The sequence below is a fragment of the Streptosporangium sp. NPDC020072 genome (genome assembly GCF_040631445.1).
Classification (GTDB): Bacteria; Actinomycetota; Actinomycetes; order Streptosporangiales; family Streptosporangiaceae; genus Streptosporangium.
On the sequence record NZ_JBEYAB010000018.1, the window covers coordinates 31,528 to 48,373 of the forward strand.

Annotated in this window: 6 protein-coding genes; 2 read left to right on the plus strand and 4 right to left on the minus strand. The window is 69.8% G+C overall.

Features of this window, described 5'->3' with window-relative positions; genetic code table 11:
* Positions 1 to 2 precede the first annotated feature (2 nt).
* The 4 genes from ABZ470_RS35345 to ABZ470_RS35360 all read right to left on the minus strand — a co-directional run bounded on the left by ABZ470_RS35345 (position 3) and on the right by ABZ470_RS35360 (position 13,666).
* Positions 3 to 1,763 (minus strand): NAD(P)/FAD-dependent oxidoreductase, encoded by a 1,761-nt coding sequence (locus tag ABZ470_RS35345; protein WP_362916919.1) that lies wholly within the window; start codon positions 1,761 to 1,763, stop codon positions 3 to 5.
* Complete coding sequence (locus ABZ470_RS35350; protein ID WP_352012591.1) at positions 1,764 to 3,431, minus strand: NAD(P)/FAD-dependent oxidoreductase; 1,668 nt, start codon at positions 3,429 to 3,431, stop codon at positions 1,764 to 1,766. It abuts the gene before it with no gap.
* A complete protein-coding gene (locus ABZ470_RS35355) occupies positions 3,421 to 12,765 on the minus strand; it encodes an amino acid adenylation domain-containing protein (protein ID WP_362916921.1) in 9,345 nt (3,114 codons plus the stop codon). Before ABZ470_RS35355 ends, ABZ470_RS35350 begins: the two co-directional genes overlap by 11 nt.
* Positions 12,766 to 12,856: 91 nt before the next feature.
* A complete protein-coding gene (locus ABZ470_RS35360; protein ID WP_362916923.1) occupies positions 12,857 to 13,666 on the minus strand; it encodes a sterol desaturase family protein in 810 nt (269 codons plus the stop codon).
* Between the two features lie 881 nt (positions 13,667 to 14,547).
* Here ABZ470_RS35360 and ABZ470_RS35365 point away from each other — a divergent pair.
* Positions 14,548 to 15,390: a carotenoid biosynthesis protein gene (locus tag ABZ470_RS35365; RefSeq protein WP_362916925.1), complete on the plus strand. Its 843-nt coding sequence runs from the start codon at positions 14,548 to 14,550 to the stop codon at positions 15,388 to 15,390.
* Positions 15,378 to 16,841, plus strand: a complete 1,464-nt coding sequence (gene crtI / locus ABZ470_RS35370; RefSeq protein ID WP_362772178.1) for a phytoene desaturase family protein — start codon at positions 15,378 to 15,380, stop codon at positions 16,839 to 16,841. The genes ABZ470_RS35365 and crtI overlap by 13 nt, the downstream gene beginning before the upstream one ends.
* Positions 16,842 to 16,846 lie beyond the last annotated feature (5 nt).

Below are 16,846 nucleotides of genomic sequence, written 5' to 3' on the forward strand. Positions count from 1 at the left end.
AACTACCGGCCGGTGGGCACGGCCTGCCTGCGGGGTTCCGCCGGGGCGTCCGCCCGGCCGGGACGCGGCCCGACCGGTATCACGAGGTGGGTCGGCGGCGGAGCCGTGTCGTCGATGGAGGCGGTGAACTCCTTGCCGTCGTCACGGCAGACGAACTGCATGACGTGCCTGCCCGCCGCGGCGGCGCGGATCAGGCCGCCGGTGGTGGCCCACACGCCCGACTGGTAGAAGTTCTCCAGCCCGGGCAGGCCGGGGCCGTGCTTCTTGACCAGTTCCTCCAGGGTCTCTCCGCTCTCCACGAACGGCTGCCAGCCCAGGACGGTCCCGTCGTAGTTGCCGGTGTAGCGGACCTGGGTGAGCGGCGTCGACACGTCGCGTACGGCCACCGCGTCCGTGATGCCGGGAAAGCGCCGTTCGAGGAACTCCATGAGCGCCAGCCGTGCCCGGCGCTTGGCCGCGGAGTACTCGCGGCCGCGCCGTACCGGCATGGTGTGGATCTCCTCTCCCTTGTGCTTGCGGCTGGACTGCTCCGGCCCCTCGGCCAGGGCGCGCCAGGGGGCGATGTCACAGAAGTAGGTCGCGTAGACCACGGTGCTGTCCTCCGGCGACAGCTCGGGGTAGTGCATGCTGCGGAACTGCACGTTGATGCTCGGGTGGCGGATGCCGGTCAGGTCGGCGGCCTCCTCCTCCGTGAGCAGATAGGTCGTACAGGGGTCCCCCTCGGGGAAGGGGCGCCGCAGGCCGAGGAACAGGCAGAAGTAGCCGGGGAAGACCATGCCCGGCTCCTTGATGGTCGTGGTGTACAGCTTCCGGTAGGCCTCGTTGAGGTAGCGCCCCTTGAGGAACTTCGTCATCGTGGTGTGGCCGTCACAGGCGGAGACCACGATGTCGGCGCGGTGTTCGCTGCCGTCGCTGAGCCGTACGCCGACCGCGCGGTCGTCCTCGACCAGCACCTCCTCGACCTTGGCGTTGTAGGTCACCTTGCCGCCGAGCCGCAGGTAGCGCTGCTCGATCGAGGTGGACAGGCCGAGCGAGCCGCCCTCGGGAACGCCCGCCGACAGGTTGGCGTGCGAGGCCAGCTGGAAGTAGAACGGCAGCACCGGGAAGGCGGCGTGCTTCTCGTAGAGGATGAAGTTGAACGCCTCCCGCAGCAGCGGGTCCTTGAACCTCGCCGAGTACTCCGTCATCAGCACCGCCATCGACTTGCGGATGACGTTGAAGTAGGGGACGAAGGAGGCCAGCATCCGCAGCCGTTCGATCCGGCCCATCAGGCCGACGGGCTTCAGGAAGGGGTAGACGGCCAGGCACTTCCTGAACGCCCGCAGCCCCGCGCAGAAGTCCTTGATCAGCTTGGCGTCGGCAGGCGAGAGGTCGAGCAGGTGCGCCTGGAGCCGGTCGGGGTCGGAGTAGAAGTACACCGCCCTGCCGTCGCGTCCCCGCACGATGTTGAACACGTCGAAGTGACGCATCTGCTTGCCCTGGAGCGCGCCGAGTTCGAGCCAGATCTGGTGCATCTGGTTGCCCGGCCCGTTGCCGAGCAGCCAGCTGATGCAGCAGTCGAGGGTGAAGTCACCCCGCTCCCACGCCGTACAGCAGCCGCCGGGGATCTCGTGCATCTCGAAGATCTGGGTCCTGTACCCGTTCATCTGCGCGTAGCAGCCGGTGGACAGACCACCGAGACCGGCGCCGATGATGATCATCGTCTCTCTGTTCTGACCGGGCCGTGACACGTCCCTGTTCTCCTTGGTGATCACTGTCGCCACCTATCGCACGAGCCGCTTGTCGAGCTGTGGCATGTGGCCGAACTTCCCCGGATGCCAGGCCTCGTCGTTGTCGCTCTCCCAGGCCTTGAACTCCATCCCCAGCTCCTCGCACAGGTACTGCACGACGAAACGCCCGGTCGAGGCGGCGCGGATCAGGCCGCCCATGCCGACCCACTGACCGGCCATGGAGAAGCCGCGCAGCCCCGGAAGCCGCATACGGTCCTCGTTGACCAGCTTGGTCGCGAGGTCGTCGGCGTCGGAGAAGGCCTTCCAGGCGAGGATGCTTCCGTTGAAGTTGCCGGTGTAGCGCCTGGTCGTCGCGGGCGAGGCCACGTCGACCAGGTCGATGCGCTCACCGAGCCCCGGATAGCGCCGCTCCAGGAAGTCCCGGACGAAGTCGGCGACCTGCCGCTTACGCGCCCAGTACTCCTTGCGGTTCTCCGTGCGCAGCGTCCTCCAGTAGCCGAAGTCACTGAAGTAGGTGCAGTGGATCACCGACTTGCCCTGCGGCGCGAACCCCTCGGAGTAACGCGAGCGCAGCTGTACGACCAGGCTGCTCTGCAGCGCGCCGGGCAGCCTGGCCCCCTCCTCCTCGGGCAGCAGGTAGGTGGTGCTGTGCGCGTCGCCGGGCTCGAAGTCGCCGTCGATGCCGACGAAGGCCGAGACCACCGCGGGGAACAGGATGCCGGGGCGGTTCAGCATCTCGTCGTAGAGCTTCTCGATCCTCGGGCTGGTGTACTTGCCCTCCAGCAGGCCGTACACGGTGGTGTGGCCGTCGCAGGCCGAGACGACGTGGTCGGCGTAGTACCGCTTGCCGCCCCGCATCTCGACCCCGACCGCGCGCCCGTCCTCGACCAGGATCCTGTCCACCCTCGCCCGGTAGCTGATCGTGCCGCCCAGCGAGGTGTAGCGCTCCTCGATGGAGCGGGCCAGCCCCAGCGACCCTCCCTGCGGGAAGCCGGCGTTGCCGTTGTGGGCGCTGGCCATGTTGAACAGGTACGGCAGCACCGGGAAGCTCTCCGGGTCCTGGAAGAAGATGTTGCGGAAGGCCCGGCGCAGCAGCGGGTCCTGGAACCTGTCGGCGAAGGTGTGCATCTGCGTCGCCGCGGTGCGCCAGAACAGCCGGAAGGCGGGCAGGACCGTCCGCAGTGTGCCGAGCTTCTCCCGCGCCGTCTGCAGCGGCGGCGGCTTCAGGAACGGGTACAGGTCGATGTTCACGAAGCGCCGCAGGTCACGGCAGAACGACCGGATCAGGGCGGCGTCTGCGGGAGAGACCTCCAGCAGGTGCCGCTCCAGGCGGTCCGGGTCGTTGTAGAACGTCACCGACCTGCCGGTCTCGTCGGTGACCTTGTTGAACATCTCGAAGTTGGTGATCGTCTTGCCGTCGAGCGCGCCGAGCTCCCGCCACACCTGGTTGGCGTTGTTGCCCGGGGCGGTGCCGATCAGCCATTCGATGCAGTAGTCGAAGACGTAACCGTCACGCGCCCAGGCGGTGCAGCAGCCCCCCGGCAGGACGTGCCTTTCGAGGACGCGGGTCTCCATCCCGCTCATCTGCGCGTAGCAGCCGGTGGCCATGCCCGCGACGCCCCCGCCGATGACGAGGACCCGGGGCCTGCCTCCTGGAGGTCGTTCGCGGACGCTCCAGTCCTGTTCGGTCTCAGCCGGCATGGGTGGCGCCTCCCGCGAGGATCTCGCGGACCAGGTCCGCGTTGCGTGCGATGTGGTCCTGGCCGAGCATCTCGGCGTGCGTGCCCGAACCGCGGAAGACCTCGGTGCGGACCTCGGAGCTGCCGTGCCAGGTGCCGCTCTCGGCGGCGGCGTAGAAGGAGACCTTCTCCTCGTCGGAGATCACGCTGACCGCGGCGGAGACCACTCCGAGGTTCGGCGTGCGGCTGGAGAAGTCGATGTACTCCCTGGCCTGGCCGAGCGTCTCCTCGGCCACGATCTCCGAGCCGGTGTGCCTGAGCAGGTGCTCGCTCAGCTCACGCTCGAAGATCGCGAGGTGCTCCTCCCCGAGCTCGAAGGACTCGGAGATGCGGTAGGAGTCCATGATGACCACGTTCGGCACCTCGCGCCCCCGGCTCTGGAGCACCTTGGCCACCTCGAAGGCGAGGTTGCCGCCGAGCGAGTAGCCGAACAGGTCGCAGGGGCCCTCGGGCCTCAGGGACTCGATCAGGTCGGCGTAGTGGGTGACCTTGTCGTCCCCCGCCACGTAGTTGAACGCGACGAACCGGTACTCGGGCAGGTGCGCCGCCAGCTGCCGGTAGACCAGGCCGTGGCCGCCGGCGGGCGGGAAGCAGAAGATCGTCCGGTCCTGGTCGGGGTTGAACCACAGGTACGGCTGCGCGCCGCCCAGCCTGCCGGTGATGATGTGCTCGACCGTCTTGGCCATGCCGTGCAGGGTCGTGACCTTGAACAGGTGGCTGACCGGGATCGTGATGTTGAACTCGCCCTGGAGCCGGTAGATGAGCTCGATCAGCTTGATCGAGCTGCCGCCGACCTCGAAGAAGTCGTGCTGCAGGCCGACCTGCTCAAGGCCGAGGAGCGCCTTCCAGTGCTCGGCCATGCGCATCTCGTACAGCGTCACCGGCGCCTCGTAGGCCCGCTCCCCGGTGTCCGCCTCGGGCGCGGGCAGCGCCGCGACGTCGACCTTGCCGTTGGGCGTCAGCGGCAGCTCGGGCAGCTCGACGAAGTACGACGGGACCATGAAGGTCGGGAGGTACCCGGCCAGGTGCCTGCGCAGCTCGCGCCAGTCCAGGGACTCGCCCTGGGCGGGCACGCAGTAGGCGCACAGCGCGTTCTCGCCGCGCGCGTCCGCGACGACCGTGACCACCGCCTGCGCCAGCGTCGGCCAGGCGGCGAGCCGCGTCTCGATCTCGCCGATCTCGATGCGGTGGCCGCGCACCTTGATCTGCGCGTCGACGCGCCCGAGGAGCCGCACGTCGCCGTGGGCGTCCCAGCTCGCCAGGTCGCCGGTGCGGTAGAGCCGTAACGGTTCGGCCCCGTCCCCGCGGCCGAGGGTCACGGTGACGAAGCGCTGCGCGGTCTGCTCGGGGTCGCCGAGGTAACCGGTCGCGACGCCGTCGCCGCCGACCCACAACTCACCGGGGACGCCGGGCGGCACCGGCTCGCCGTGCTCGTCGAGGATGTACAGCGCGCTGTTGGGGAAGGGCCGCCCGATCGGCACCATCTGGCTGGGGTCGAGCTCGTCGGCCGGGCCCTCGAAGTAGGCGCTGTCGATGGTGGCCTCGCTGAGGCCGTAGGAGTTGACCAGGCGGGTCCGCGAGCCGCACAGGGCGCGCAGGCGCCGGTACTCCTCGACCTTCCAGGCGTCGGAGCCGACGATCAGCAGGCGCATGAAGTCCAGGCGCTCGCCCTCCCGCTCGCAGTAGGCCGTCAGGCCACGGACGATCGCGGGCACGAACTCGCCGCAGTCGACCTTCTCCTCCAGCATCGTCCGGTACAGCCGCGCGGTGTCGAACAGCAGCTCACGGCGGACCAGGACCAGGTTGCCGCCGGAGCACAGCGCGCGGACCAGGTCACCGGTGAAGACGTCGAAGGAGAAGCTCGCCATCTGCAGGTGCACCCGGACGTCCTCGTCCAGGCGGTAGGCCTCCCGCCAGGCGGCGTTGACGGAGGCCAGGTTGCGGTGGGTGACCTGCACGGCCTTCGGCCTGCCGGTCGATCCCGAGGTGTAGATGACGTAGGCGAGGTCGTCGAGCCCGACCTCGGACTCCGGCTCGTCGTCCCGCGCCTCCGCGGTGTCCCGGTGCAGTTCCTCCAGGGTCAGCGTCATCCCCGCCGCCCCGGCCAGGCTCTCCCGGCCCGACTCGTCGACGACGGCGAGCGCGGCGCCCGCGTTGCGCACCATGTAGGCCAGGCGCTCGGCGGGGTAGTCGGGGTCGAGCGGCAGGTAGGCTCCACCGGCCCGCAGCACCGCCAGCAGGGTGACGATCAGGTCGGGGGACTTGTCCAGGCACAGCGCGACCACCGCGCCCTCACGCACACCCAGGCCGCGCAGCCTGCCCGCCAGCGCCCTGGACCGCTCCTCAAGCTCGGCGTAGGTCAGCCGGACGGTCTCACCCGTCTCCGAGGGGGCCGTGACCGCGACCGCGCCGGGGTTCCTGGCGGCGGCCCTGCTGATCAGCTCGTGCACGGGGGTCTCGTACAGCGTCCTGCGCCTGGCACCGCTCCAGGTCTCCAGGACCCGCTCGCGCTCGTCGGCGGCGAGCAGTTCGAGGCGGGTCGCGGGCTGCGCCGAGGAGGCGCGGGTCAGCGCGTCGAGCAGGTTGACGTAGTGCGAGGCCAGGCGCTGTGCCGTCTCGGGCAGGAACAGGTCGGTGTTGTACTTGAACACGCAGTGGAAGCGCTGCTCGGCCTCGTCCTCGTAGGCCGAGAGCGTCAGGTCGAACTGCCCCTCCTCCTCGGGCAGCTCGATGTACTCCAGGCGGTAGCCGTACTTCTCGGTGGCGACCTTGTGGGCGAGCAGGATGAACATCGCCTGGAACACCGCCGAGCGGCTGGGGTCGTGCTGCAGGCCGAGCTTGTCCACCAGCAGCACGAACGGGTACTCCTGGTTGTCCAGGCCGTTGAGCACCGTGGTGTGGACCTGCGCCAGCAGCTCGGAGACCGACGGCTCACCGGCGAGGCTGACGTGCAGCGGCAGCGGGTTGACGAAGTAGCCGTACAGGGAGGCGAACTCCTCCTGGGTGCGGCCCGTCACCGGGCTGCCGACGATGATGTCGTCCTGTCCCGAGTAGCGGTGCAGCAGCAGGTAGTAGGCGCTCAGCAGCACCATGAACACGGTCATCTTGTTCTCACGGGCCAGCGCGTGGACGCGGGCGCTGAGGTCGGCGTCGAGCACGAAGAACTCGGAGGCGCCGTTGTTGGTCTGCACGGCCGGGCGGGGCTTGTCGACGGGCAGGCTGAGCAGCGGCACCTCGGCCGGCAGGTGACCGCGCCAGTAGTCGAGCATCCGCCGCGCGTCAGGACTGGCAAGGAAGCGGTTCTGCCAGTTGAGGAAGTCGAGGTAGGTGGCCGTCAGCGGCGGCAGCTCGACCTGCTCACCCCGGCGCAGACCCTCGTAGATGGCCAGCAGTTCCTCGATGAAGGTGAAGGTCGAGATGGCGTCGGAGATGATGTGGTGGACCGCCTTCATGATCACCCAGCGGTCCTCACCCCGCTTGAACAGGCGGAAGCGGACGAGCGGGTCCCGTTCCAGGTCGTACGGCCTGCGGTACTCACGGATGATCATCTGGTAGATGTCGTCCCACTCCTCGTCCTGCACGTCGAACAGGGCGAGGTCCTCCCTGGCCTCGGCGGAGATCCGCTGCAGCGCCTGCCCGTCCTGCAGGACGAAGTTGCCGCGCAGGATGGGGTGGCGCCGGATCAGCGCGCGGACGGCGTCGAACATCAGCTCGGGGTCGAGCTCGACCCGCACCTCGACCGCGCCGCCGATGTTGTAGGCGAAGCCGTCGGGGTTGAGCTGCTTGAGGAACCACAGCGCCTTCTGGTTCTGGGTCAGGGGGTACTGGTTCTCGTCCAGGTACACCTCGACCGCGGCGTCGGCGCCGTCGTCGTCCGCGTCCGCGGCGACCAGGGCGGCCAGGCCGTCGTGCAGCTGGGTGACCAGGTCTCCGACGGAGGTGCCGCTGAGCAGGGCGACCACCGGCAGCGCGACCTTGAGGTCGGCCTGGACCCGGGCCCGCACCTCCATCGCGAGCAGGGAGTCCAGTCCCAGGGTGTTGAGGCTGACCTCGGGCTCGACCTGCTCCGCCCGCACCCGCAGCACGCCCGCGACCAGCGCGGTGAACCGCTCGGTCACCAGGAGCCTGCGCTTGTCCTCGTCGGCCTCGCGGAAGGTGTCGAGGAAGCCCCCGCTCTCCGCGGGTGAGGAGGTGTCCGCGGCCGCGGCCAGCTCGGTCACCAGCAGCGGCGGCGAGTCGTACCAGGCCATGAAGACCGGCCAGTCGACGACGGTCGCGACCAGCAGCTGGGCCTTGTCCTGGCCGATGACGCGTTCGAGCACCGCCATGCCCGCGTCGGGTGGCAGCGAGCTCATCCCCCGGCTGTTGCGGTAGTGGTCGATCAGGCCGAGTTCCTCGATCATGCCGGTGGCCCAGGGGCCCCAGTCGAGGCTCAGCGCGGGCAGCCCCTTGGCGCGCCTGTGGTGCGCCAGCGCGTCCAGGAAGGCGTTGCCCGCCGCGTAGTTCGTCTGGCCCGCGGTCGTCAGCAGCGAGGCGATCGAGGCGAACAGCACGAAGTGCTCAAGCGGTTCGTCCCGCAGGTGGCGGTGGAGCAGGAAGGCGCCCGCGACCTTGGGGCCGTGGACGGCGTCGAAGGCCTGCCGGTCCATCTCGGGGACGAGCGTGTCGCGGACGTGGCCCGCGAGGTGGAACACGCCGCGGATGGGCGGGGAGTCGTTGCGCCGGTAGTCGTCGAGCCAGGCGGTCAGGGCCGCCTCGTCGGTGATGTCGAGCGGCGCCAGGATCACCTGGGCGCCGAGCGCCTCAAGCTCCTTGACGAAGCGCACGTTGCGGCCCGCGGTGGTGTCCGGGTCCGTCTCGCGCCATCGGTCTCGTTCCGGCAGCCGGGTGCGGCCGACGAGGATCAGCCTGCGGGCGCCCCGCGCGACGAGCGTGCGGCACATCAGCCTGCCGAGCGCGCCGAACGCGCCGGTCACCAGGTAGCCGCCGTCGGCGCGCAGCCGCAGCGGGAGCGGGCTGGTCAGGTCCGCGGCCTGCGCGAGCCTGCTGGTGTGGCGTTCGCCGCCGCGCAGGGCGATCTCTTCCTCGTCGTCGGTCAGCAGCTCACGCAGCAACGCCTCGGCCTCGGCCTTGACGTCCCCGCCCGCGGGGTCGAGGTCGACGAGCTTGCCGCGCCAGGTGGTCAGCTCCTGGTGGCGCAGCACCCGGGTGACGCCCCACGCGGGAGCGCCGAGCGGCTCGGCCGCCTCGTCCGCGGTGACGGCCTGCGCGCCCCGGGTGACGACGTGCAGCCTGCTGTCGTCCTGCCCCGCGGGAAGCGTCTGGGCCAGCGCGACCAGCGAGTAGGCGCCGAGGCCGTTGTGCCCGGCGAGTGAGTCGCGGTCGGTCTCCTCGATCGACGGCAGGTCGAGGTTCCACAGGTGCGCGACGGTGCCGAACGACGTGCCGCTCGCCTCCAGGCCGTCGAACAGAAGGGCGAGGTCGTCGGCGGAGCCGGGGACGACCGCGGACTCGCCGTCGGCGTCCTCAAGACGGTAGACGTCCGAGGGGCGGACCAGGTGGCAGCGGGTGCCCCGGGCGCGCAGCAGGCCCGCGAGCTCGTCGGCGACCCCTCGCGAGTCGGCGAGGATCAGCCAGTCCCGCGTTGTCTCACCGGCGTTCCCCGCCGCGCCCTCGCCGCTCTCGGCCGCGGGCTCGCCGTACGGCCTGCGGACCCAGGTCACCTCGGCCAGCCAGCCGTCGATGGTGCTCCTGCCGACCGCCGTCGAGGCCTTCTCGACGTCGGCGGCGCGGAAGCCGCTGATCCGGCCGAGCGAGGCGCCGTCGGCGTCGTGGACGGCGATGTCGCCGACCAGTTCGTCGCCGCCGCGCCGTACGACGGTCGCGTGCACCCACAGCGGCCGGTCGCCGACGGGGCGGACGCGCACCTCCTCGATCGACAGCGGCAGGCGGATGCCGGTCCCCTCGGTGTGGCTGAGGACCAGCGGCGTCAGCAGGGTCTGGAAGCAGGCGTCGAGCAGCGCCGGGTGGAAGTGCGCGTTGGCCGCGTCGCCGCCGAGCGCCTCGGGCGGGCGGATGCGGGCGAGCGCCTCGTCTCCGCCGATCCAGACCTCCTCGATCCCCTGGAAGGCGGGGCCGTAGTGGTAGCCCATGTCCGCCAGCGCCGCGTAGCAGCCCTCTCCCCGGAGGTGGCGTTCGCTGCGCGCCTTGATCCCCTCGATGTCGAGTGCCGGGTTGAGCCTGCGGTGCTGGCCCGCGCGCACGACGCCGCCCGCGTGCACGACCCGGTCGCCCGAGCCGTCGGGCACCGTGGCCACGGTGAAGGACGCCCCCTCCGAGGAGAAGGACAGCTGGACCGTCCTGACCTCGCCCTCGGGCAGGAACAGCGCCTTGCGCAGCTCGACGTCGGCCAGGGTCGCCTCCGTGCCGCCGGTCATCGCCAGCACCGCCTGGGTCGCCATCTCCAGGTAGCCCGCCGCGGGGAACAGCGCGTTGCCCTGGATGCGGTGGTCGTCGAGGTAGGGCAGCGCCTCGGTGTCGAGCTTGACCTCCCAGGTGGGCTCGGTCATGGCCAGGCGGCGGCCGAGCAGCGGGTGGTCGAGCCTGCCGAGCCGTACCTGCCTGACCTGCTCGGGCTCGGTCCAGTAGCGGTCGCGCCGCCACGGGTAGCGCGGCAGCGTCACCGTCTCACCCGAGGGGTAGAGCCTGTCCCAGGCGATGTCGACACCCAGGTTGTGCAGGGCGGCCAGCGACATGGTGAAGCGCGCGTTCTCATCCTCCTGGCGGCGGATGGAGGGCAGCGTCCTGCCCTCGACGTCCTTGGCCTCCAGGCACTCCTTGATCGAGTGGCCCAGCACCGGGTGCGGCCCGATCTCAAGGAACAGGCCGTAGCCGTCGTCGGCGAGGCGGTCGACGGCGGCGCGGAAGCGGACGCTGTCGCGGACGTTGTGCCACCAGTACTCCGCGTCCAGCTCGGGGCCGCGCGCGAGGCCCTCCTTGCCCGTCAGGTAGAGCGGGACCCGTGCGGGGTGTCCTTCGAGCCCGGCCAGCGAGGACAGCAGCTCGTCCTTGATCAGGTCCATCTGCGCGCTGTGGTAGGGCACCCGCACGGTGAGGAACTTGGCGAAGATCTGCTCGGCCTGCAGCTCGGCCTGCAACCTGCCGAGCGCCTCCTCCTCGCCCGCCAGCGTGATCGCGGTCGGGCTGTTGACCGCGGCGACCGAGATCAGGTCGCCGTAGGGGGCGACGCGGCTCCGCGCCTCGTCCTCCGGCAGGCTCACGGCGAGCATGGTGCCGGTGCCGACCAGCTTCTGCTGCAGGCGGCTGCGGTGCAGCACGACCCTGACCGCCTCGCGCAGGTCGTAGACGCCCGCCTCGTGGAAGGCGGCGACCTCGCCGGTGCTGTGCCCGACGATGGCGTCGGGGTGCACGCCGTAGGAGCGCCACAGCGCCGCCAGGCCGATCTGCACGGCGAAGTTGGCGGGCTGCGCCAGCCAGGTCTCCGCCATGTTGGAGTCGGCCTCGGCCGCGCCCATCTCCTCGATCAGCGACCAGCCCGCCTGCTGGCGGATCTCACGGTCGCAGTCTTCGATCACCTCGCGGTAGACCGGCTCGCTCTCAAGGAGCTGGCGGCCCATGGCCCACCACTGGGGGCCCATGCCGGTGAAGACCCACACCAGCTCGGGCCGCGGTCCCTCGCGCCGCTGGTCCTGCAGCACGTACGGCCCCTGCTCGCCGCGCAGGTAGTCGGCCAGGCGCTCGTCGAGCGACTCGGGTGAGGAGTAGACCACGGAGAGCCGTGATTCGAGGTGCTGACGGCGGCGGGCCAGCGTGTAGCCGAGGTCACCGGGCGAGACACCGGCCGCGAGCTCCTGCCTGACGCCCCTGACCAGTTCGGGCAGGGCCTGCGGGTCGCGCGCGGTCAGCGGCAGGATGGCGTGTCCCGTGTCGCGCGCGGGGGCGGGCTCGGCCGGGCGTGACGGAGCCTCCTCAAGCAGGACGTGCGCGTTCGTGCCGCCGAAGCCGAAGGAGTTCACGCCGGCGCGCGCCGGTCCCTCGTGCTCGGGCCAGTCGGTCGGCTCCGCCGGGATCTCGTACGGCATCGACTCCAGGTCGATGGCCGGGTTGACCTGTTCGAGGTTGATGTGCGGGGGGATCTTCCTGTGTTTCAGGGCCAGGGTGGTCTTGATCAGACCGGCGATCCCCGCGGCCGACTCGGTGTGCCCGATGTTCGTCTTGACCGAGCCGACGTAGCACTTGGCGCCGGGTCTGCGGCCGATGGACAGCGCGCGGCCGAGCGCGCCCGCCTCGATCGGGTCGCCGACCGGTGTCGATGTGCCGTGCGCCTCCATGTACTGCAGGCTGCCGGGTTCGACGCCCGCCTCGGCGCAGACACGCTCGATCAGCCTGACCTGGGCGTCGGGGTTCGGCACCGTGATGCCGTTGGTACGGCCGTCCTGGTTGACCCCGCTGCCCACGATCACCGCGTGGATCGGGTCGCCGTCGCGCAGGCTGTCCTCAAGGCGCTTGAGGGCGACCACGGCGACGCCCTCGGCGCGCACGTAGCCGTTGGCCGAGGCGTCGAAGGTGCGCGAGCGCCCCTCGGTGGACAGGAAGCCGCCCTTGGTCTCCGCGACGGTGTACTGCGGCGTCATGTGCAGCAGGGTGCCTCCGGCGAGCGCGAGGCTGGTCTCGCCCCTGCTCAGGCTCTGGCACGCCAGGTGCACGGCCACCAGCGACGAGCTGCAGGCCGTGTCGAGGGAGACACTGGGGCCGCGGAAGTCGAAGCAGTAGGAGATGCGGTTGGAGACCATCGTCATCATGGTCCCGGTGGCGGTGTGCGCCGCCAGGGTCTCGAAGCTCAGGTCGGCGAACTGCAGGATCTTGTAGTCCAGGGTGAAGGCCCCGACGAACACTCCGACGTCGGTCCCGGCCAGTTCGCCGGGTTTCTGGCCGCCGTCCTCCAGCGCCTCCCAGGCCACCTCGAGCAGCTTGCGCTGCTGCGGGTCCATGTGGTCGGCCTCGCGGGGACTGATGCCGAAGAAGGCGGGGTCGAACTCGTCGAAGCCGTCGATGTAACCGCCCCTGCCGCCGACGAGCCTTCCCGGCTTCGTCTTGTCCCGGCTGCCGAGCGTCGCGACGTCGTAGCGGTCGGCGGGTGTCGGCGTGATGCAGTCCTTGCCCTCGATCAGGTTCTGCCAGAACGTGCGGTGATCGGAGGCTCCTCCGGGGAATCTACACCCGATACCGATAATGGCGATCTTGTCACGGAGAGTAGCATTACTGAGGTCCGTCACGATTGATCCTTGTGTGATGGCGCTGTGCGCGAGCATGAGGGGAAAGCGGACAACAGTGGACGCGCCCGTACGGCGCGCGTTCCCGACCTGGTCAGGCGGCCGGGCCACCGGCCTCCGGCGACGAAACCGCGGGGCGTCGGCGCCAGGGGTGGGAGAAGGTGGCAAGGACTGCGTCCGTCCTGGGGAAGGACGCGGGGTCCGTCAGCCCTACGGCGACCGGTGTGCGGCCGGAACGCCATGTGAAGCTGCCGAACATGAGATCCCAGATCGACAGGTCGGAGCCGTAGTGACCGGCTTCCGACAGGTCGGTGCTGTGATGGAGACGGTGCTGCTCTGGACTCGCGAAGACGTAGTTGAGCGGGCCGATGCGGATGTCGGCGTTGACGTGTACGAAGTAGCCCTGCGCGACGACGAACAGGCCGACCGCGAAGACCGCCTCCTGGGAGAAGCCGGCCAGCGCCAGCGACAGCTGCACGATCCCTTGCTCGAACAGGACGTCGAAGACGTGGTTGACGCCGTTGTTGGCGACGTTGACCTTCTCGGGGACGTGATGGACACCGTGCAGGCGCCACAACAGGGGGCGGGTGTGCGCGAGCCGGTGGACCACGTAACTGGCCAGCGAGCCGACGAGAAGGGCCGTGGGGATCTCCGCCCACAGGGGGATCATCGGGACCCGGACCGCCAGGACGCCGACGAGGGTCGTCACCAGGAACTGCGCCACGCTGCTGGTGGCGAGCGTCAGCACGAGGTAGAGACCGTACCAACCCCATTCGCGGCGGTCGGGATGCCAGCCACGCTCGTAGGGGACCACCCGTTCGAGCAGTGCGAGGTATGCGATCGTGCCGGCCAGGAAAAGAGCGCTGACCTGACCGAAATCCAGGTGGCGGCCTATGGCCACCACGGCTGTCGAAACGACGGCGACGAGAAGGACGGGGTAGGCGCAACGGCGCACGAGACGGCGCGCCGGAAACGTGAAACTGTTTAACCTTCGCCGCCGTTGCGACACTTGTTCGAACATAATACCCATGCCACGCATCCACCTAAAAAGACTCGAACGACCGCAAATCGGTCAAAGGAACGGCGGATACGGAAATCACGGCGGCGACCTCCGGCGGAACGGGAGAGCTCCCCCGAAGCCCGTCATCTTCACCCCCCCTCCCCCGAAGACGCTCTCGCGCATGACATCCCTCTATCAAGAGTCCGGACAACGTCACAGTACTCCAAAATGGCTTTGACCTGGGCAGATTTGGGCTGGCGACAATTTTCCCATGTTCGGACAATGCGGTAATTCATCCCCCATCGTTCGACATTCAGACGTAACCACAGGCACCAACCGGAATCAATATGACGCGGACCAGATTTTTTGCAGGCCACCCTCAACCCATAGAAGCAATGACAGAAACCCGGGTTTGCGGGCGCAGTTAATAATCTATTCTTTCAGCCCCAAACCGGATTTACGGACAACCCTTTCTGGTTTTACATGAGCAAGTAATGGACATAAGGTGCATGCAGTGCAAACCATGTAAACCATTGGTTAACTTAATATTTCGCGCCAACCTTTGATGTGTATTCATGGCGGCGGATAACCTCGTCCCGGATTTCCGAAAAAGTTTCGGCCGCGACACCCGCCGTTCCCCCTCCCGCACCCGGTGCGCCGCTCCGCGCGGAACGGCACGGAGCGGCACCGAGCGGCACGGGTGGAGGGAACACCGTGGGGAACAGGGACGGACTCCGGGAGGCCAAAGTGAATCTGACCATGGGGCAACGCTCGAATGACCGTTCGTGGGGCACAGCGAGAAGATGAGCAGCGGACGGCCGGGTCCTGGCGCGACGACGGACGCCCGGGGCGCCCCGCGCGCCAGACCCTCCCTTCCGGATGCGACGGGCGGGATCCTGCTGACCGCCATGGTCGCGGCGCAGGTCGTGTCCGGTCTCGACTCCCGGCCCGCCCGGCTGACCGGTCTGATCGTGCTGTTGCTCACGGTCTGTGCCCTGGCCTTCGCCGCCGGGACGTACGGTCCGTTCAGGGCCTCTGCGGCCCTCTGCGCCGCGGCCGCGGCGGGGTACGCCGCCGAGTGGGTCGGCGTCAGAACAGGGCTGCCGTTCGGCGGCTACGCCTACACCGGCGTCCTTTGGCCGCAGCCGGGCGGGGTTCCCGTGATCGTGGCGCTCGCCTGGGGCGGCATGGGACTGGCCGCGCACGCGACGGCACTGGCCGCCACCACGGTTTCAAGGGGCGGCCGGGTCACACGGATCGTGCTCGGCGCCTGCGCGCTCACCGCCTGGGACCTGTTCCTCGACCCGCAGATGACGCGGCTCGGCCTGTGGACCTGGCATGTCCCCGGGCCCTACCGCGGTGTCCCGCTGAGCAACTTCGCCGGCTGGCTGCTGGTCTCGCTGCTGGTCATGGTCCTGATCGACGGAATCACCGCGGCAGGCGCCATGACGAGCGCGGGGCTCGTGGGTCTCTACACCGTGATGGCCCTGATGGAGACGGTCGGCTTCGCGGTGGTCTTCACCCCGCCCGACCCCCTGGTGGCCGTCCTGGGAGGGGTCTGCATGGGGTGCTTCGCCGTGGCCGCCTGGTCGGGCGTCAGAAGAAGGAGCCGCGCGTGGCAGACGTGATCGTGGTGGGAGGCGGCGTCGGCGGGATGGTCTCCGCCCTTCTGCTGGCAGGGCGGGGCCACCGGGTGCGCCTGTACGAGCGGCTTGACCGCCTCGGCGGCAAGCTGGCCGAGCACCGGCGTGACGGCTTCGCCTTCTCCCTGGGCCCGTCGCTGCTGACCATGCCGCATCTGTTCGCCGGGCTCGGCCTCGACCTCGTCGAACCCCGGGAACTGTGCCGCTACCGCTTCGCCGACGGCTCGGTGCTGACGGCCCGCCGTGATCCCGGCGCCATGGCCGCGGAGGTCGACCGGCTCGCGCCCGGGGAGGGCCGGAACTGGCTGGCTTTCCACCGCTGGGGACGGACCTGTCTTGAGGCGTCGCACCGCACGTTCTTCGCGGGCCCGATCGACCGGCCGCCCGCGCAAGCACGACTGTCCGACCTGTTCGCGGTCGCGCCAGGCCGTACGCTCGACGGTCTGGCCAGGCGTTTCTTCACCGATCCCCGCCTGCGGCAGTACACGGGACGGTATGCGACCTACGCGGGGGCGAACCCCTACCGGGCTCCGGCGGCGCTGGGATGCGTCCCCGCCCTCGAACACGGGCAGGGAGGCTGGTACGTGCGTGGCGGCCTGCCCCGTCTGGCGGACGCCCTGCGGGCACGGCTTGAGGAGGCCGGGGTCGAGGTGACACTGCGCACCGGGGTCACCGACGTGCTCGCCGACTCGGAGCGGGTCCTGGGGGTACGGCTCGCCTCGGGAGAACGCGAGCGGGCCGACGTGGTGATCGCCAACGTCGACGCGGCGGCGCTGTACGGGCGGCTCCTGCCTGACCGGCGGCGGCTGCGGCGGATCGCCAGGCTCGGCAGGTCGTCCTCGGCGTTCCTGCTGCTGGCCGGCGTCGAGGGCAGGACCGAAGGCCTGGCGCACCACTCGGTGGTCTTCTCAGCCGACTACCGGCGGGAGTTCGCCGACATCTTCGAGCGGCACAGGCCCGCGGAGGATCCGACCGTCTACGTCGGCTGCTCGGCCGTCGACGACTCGTCGCAGGCACCGGACGGCGCGGAGAACTGGGTGATGCTGGTCAACGTCCCCGCCCGTGATCCGCTGCGGTGGCCGATGTCGCCGTCCGCCTACCGGGACCTGGTTCTGGAACGCCTGGCCGCACGTGGCCACGACCTGTCGGGAAGGCTGCGTTTCGTCGACCTGTTCACCCCCGCCGATCTGCGGGACCGTTACGGCGCATGGGGCGGGGCGATCTACGGCGGCGCCTACGACGGCCCGCTGGCGCCCTTCAGGCGTCCGGGCAACAGAGGGCCCAGACGTGGCCTCTACCTGGTCGGCGGTTCCGCGCATCCCGGCGGCGGGCTGCCGCTGGTGACGCTGGGCGGTCGCATCGTGGCCTCGCTCGTGGAGGAGGACTTCTCCCTGAAGCAGGACGCCCGCCGTCCGCGTATCCGGACGCGCCGATGAGGACT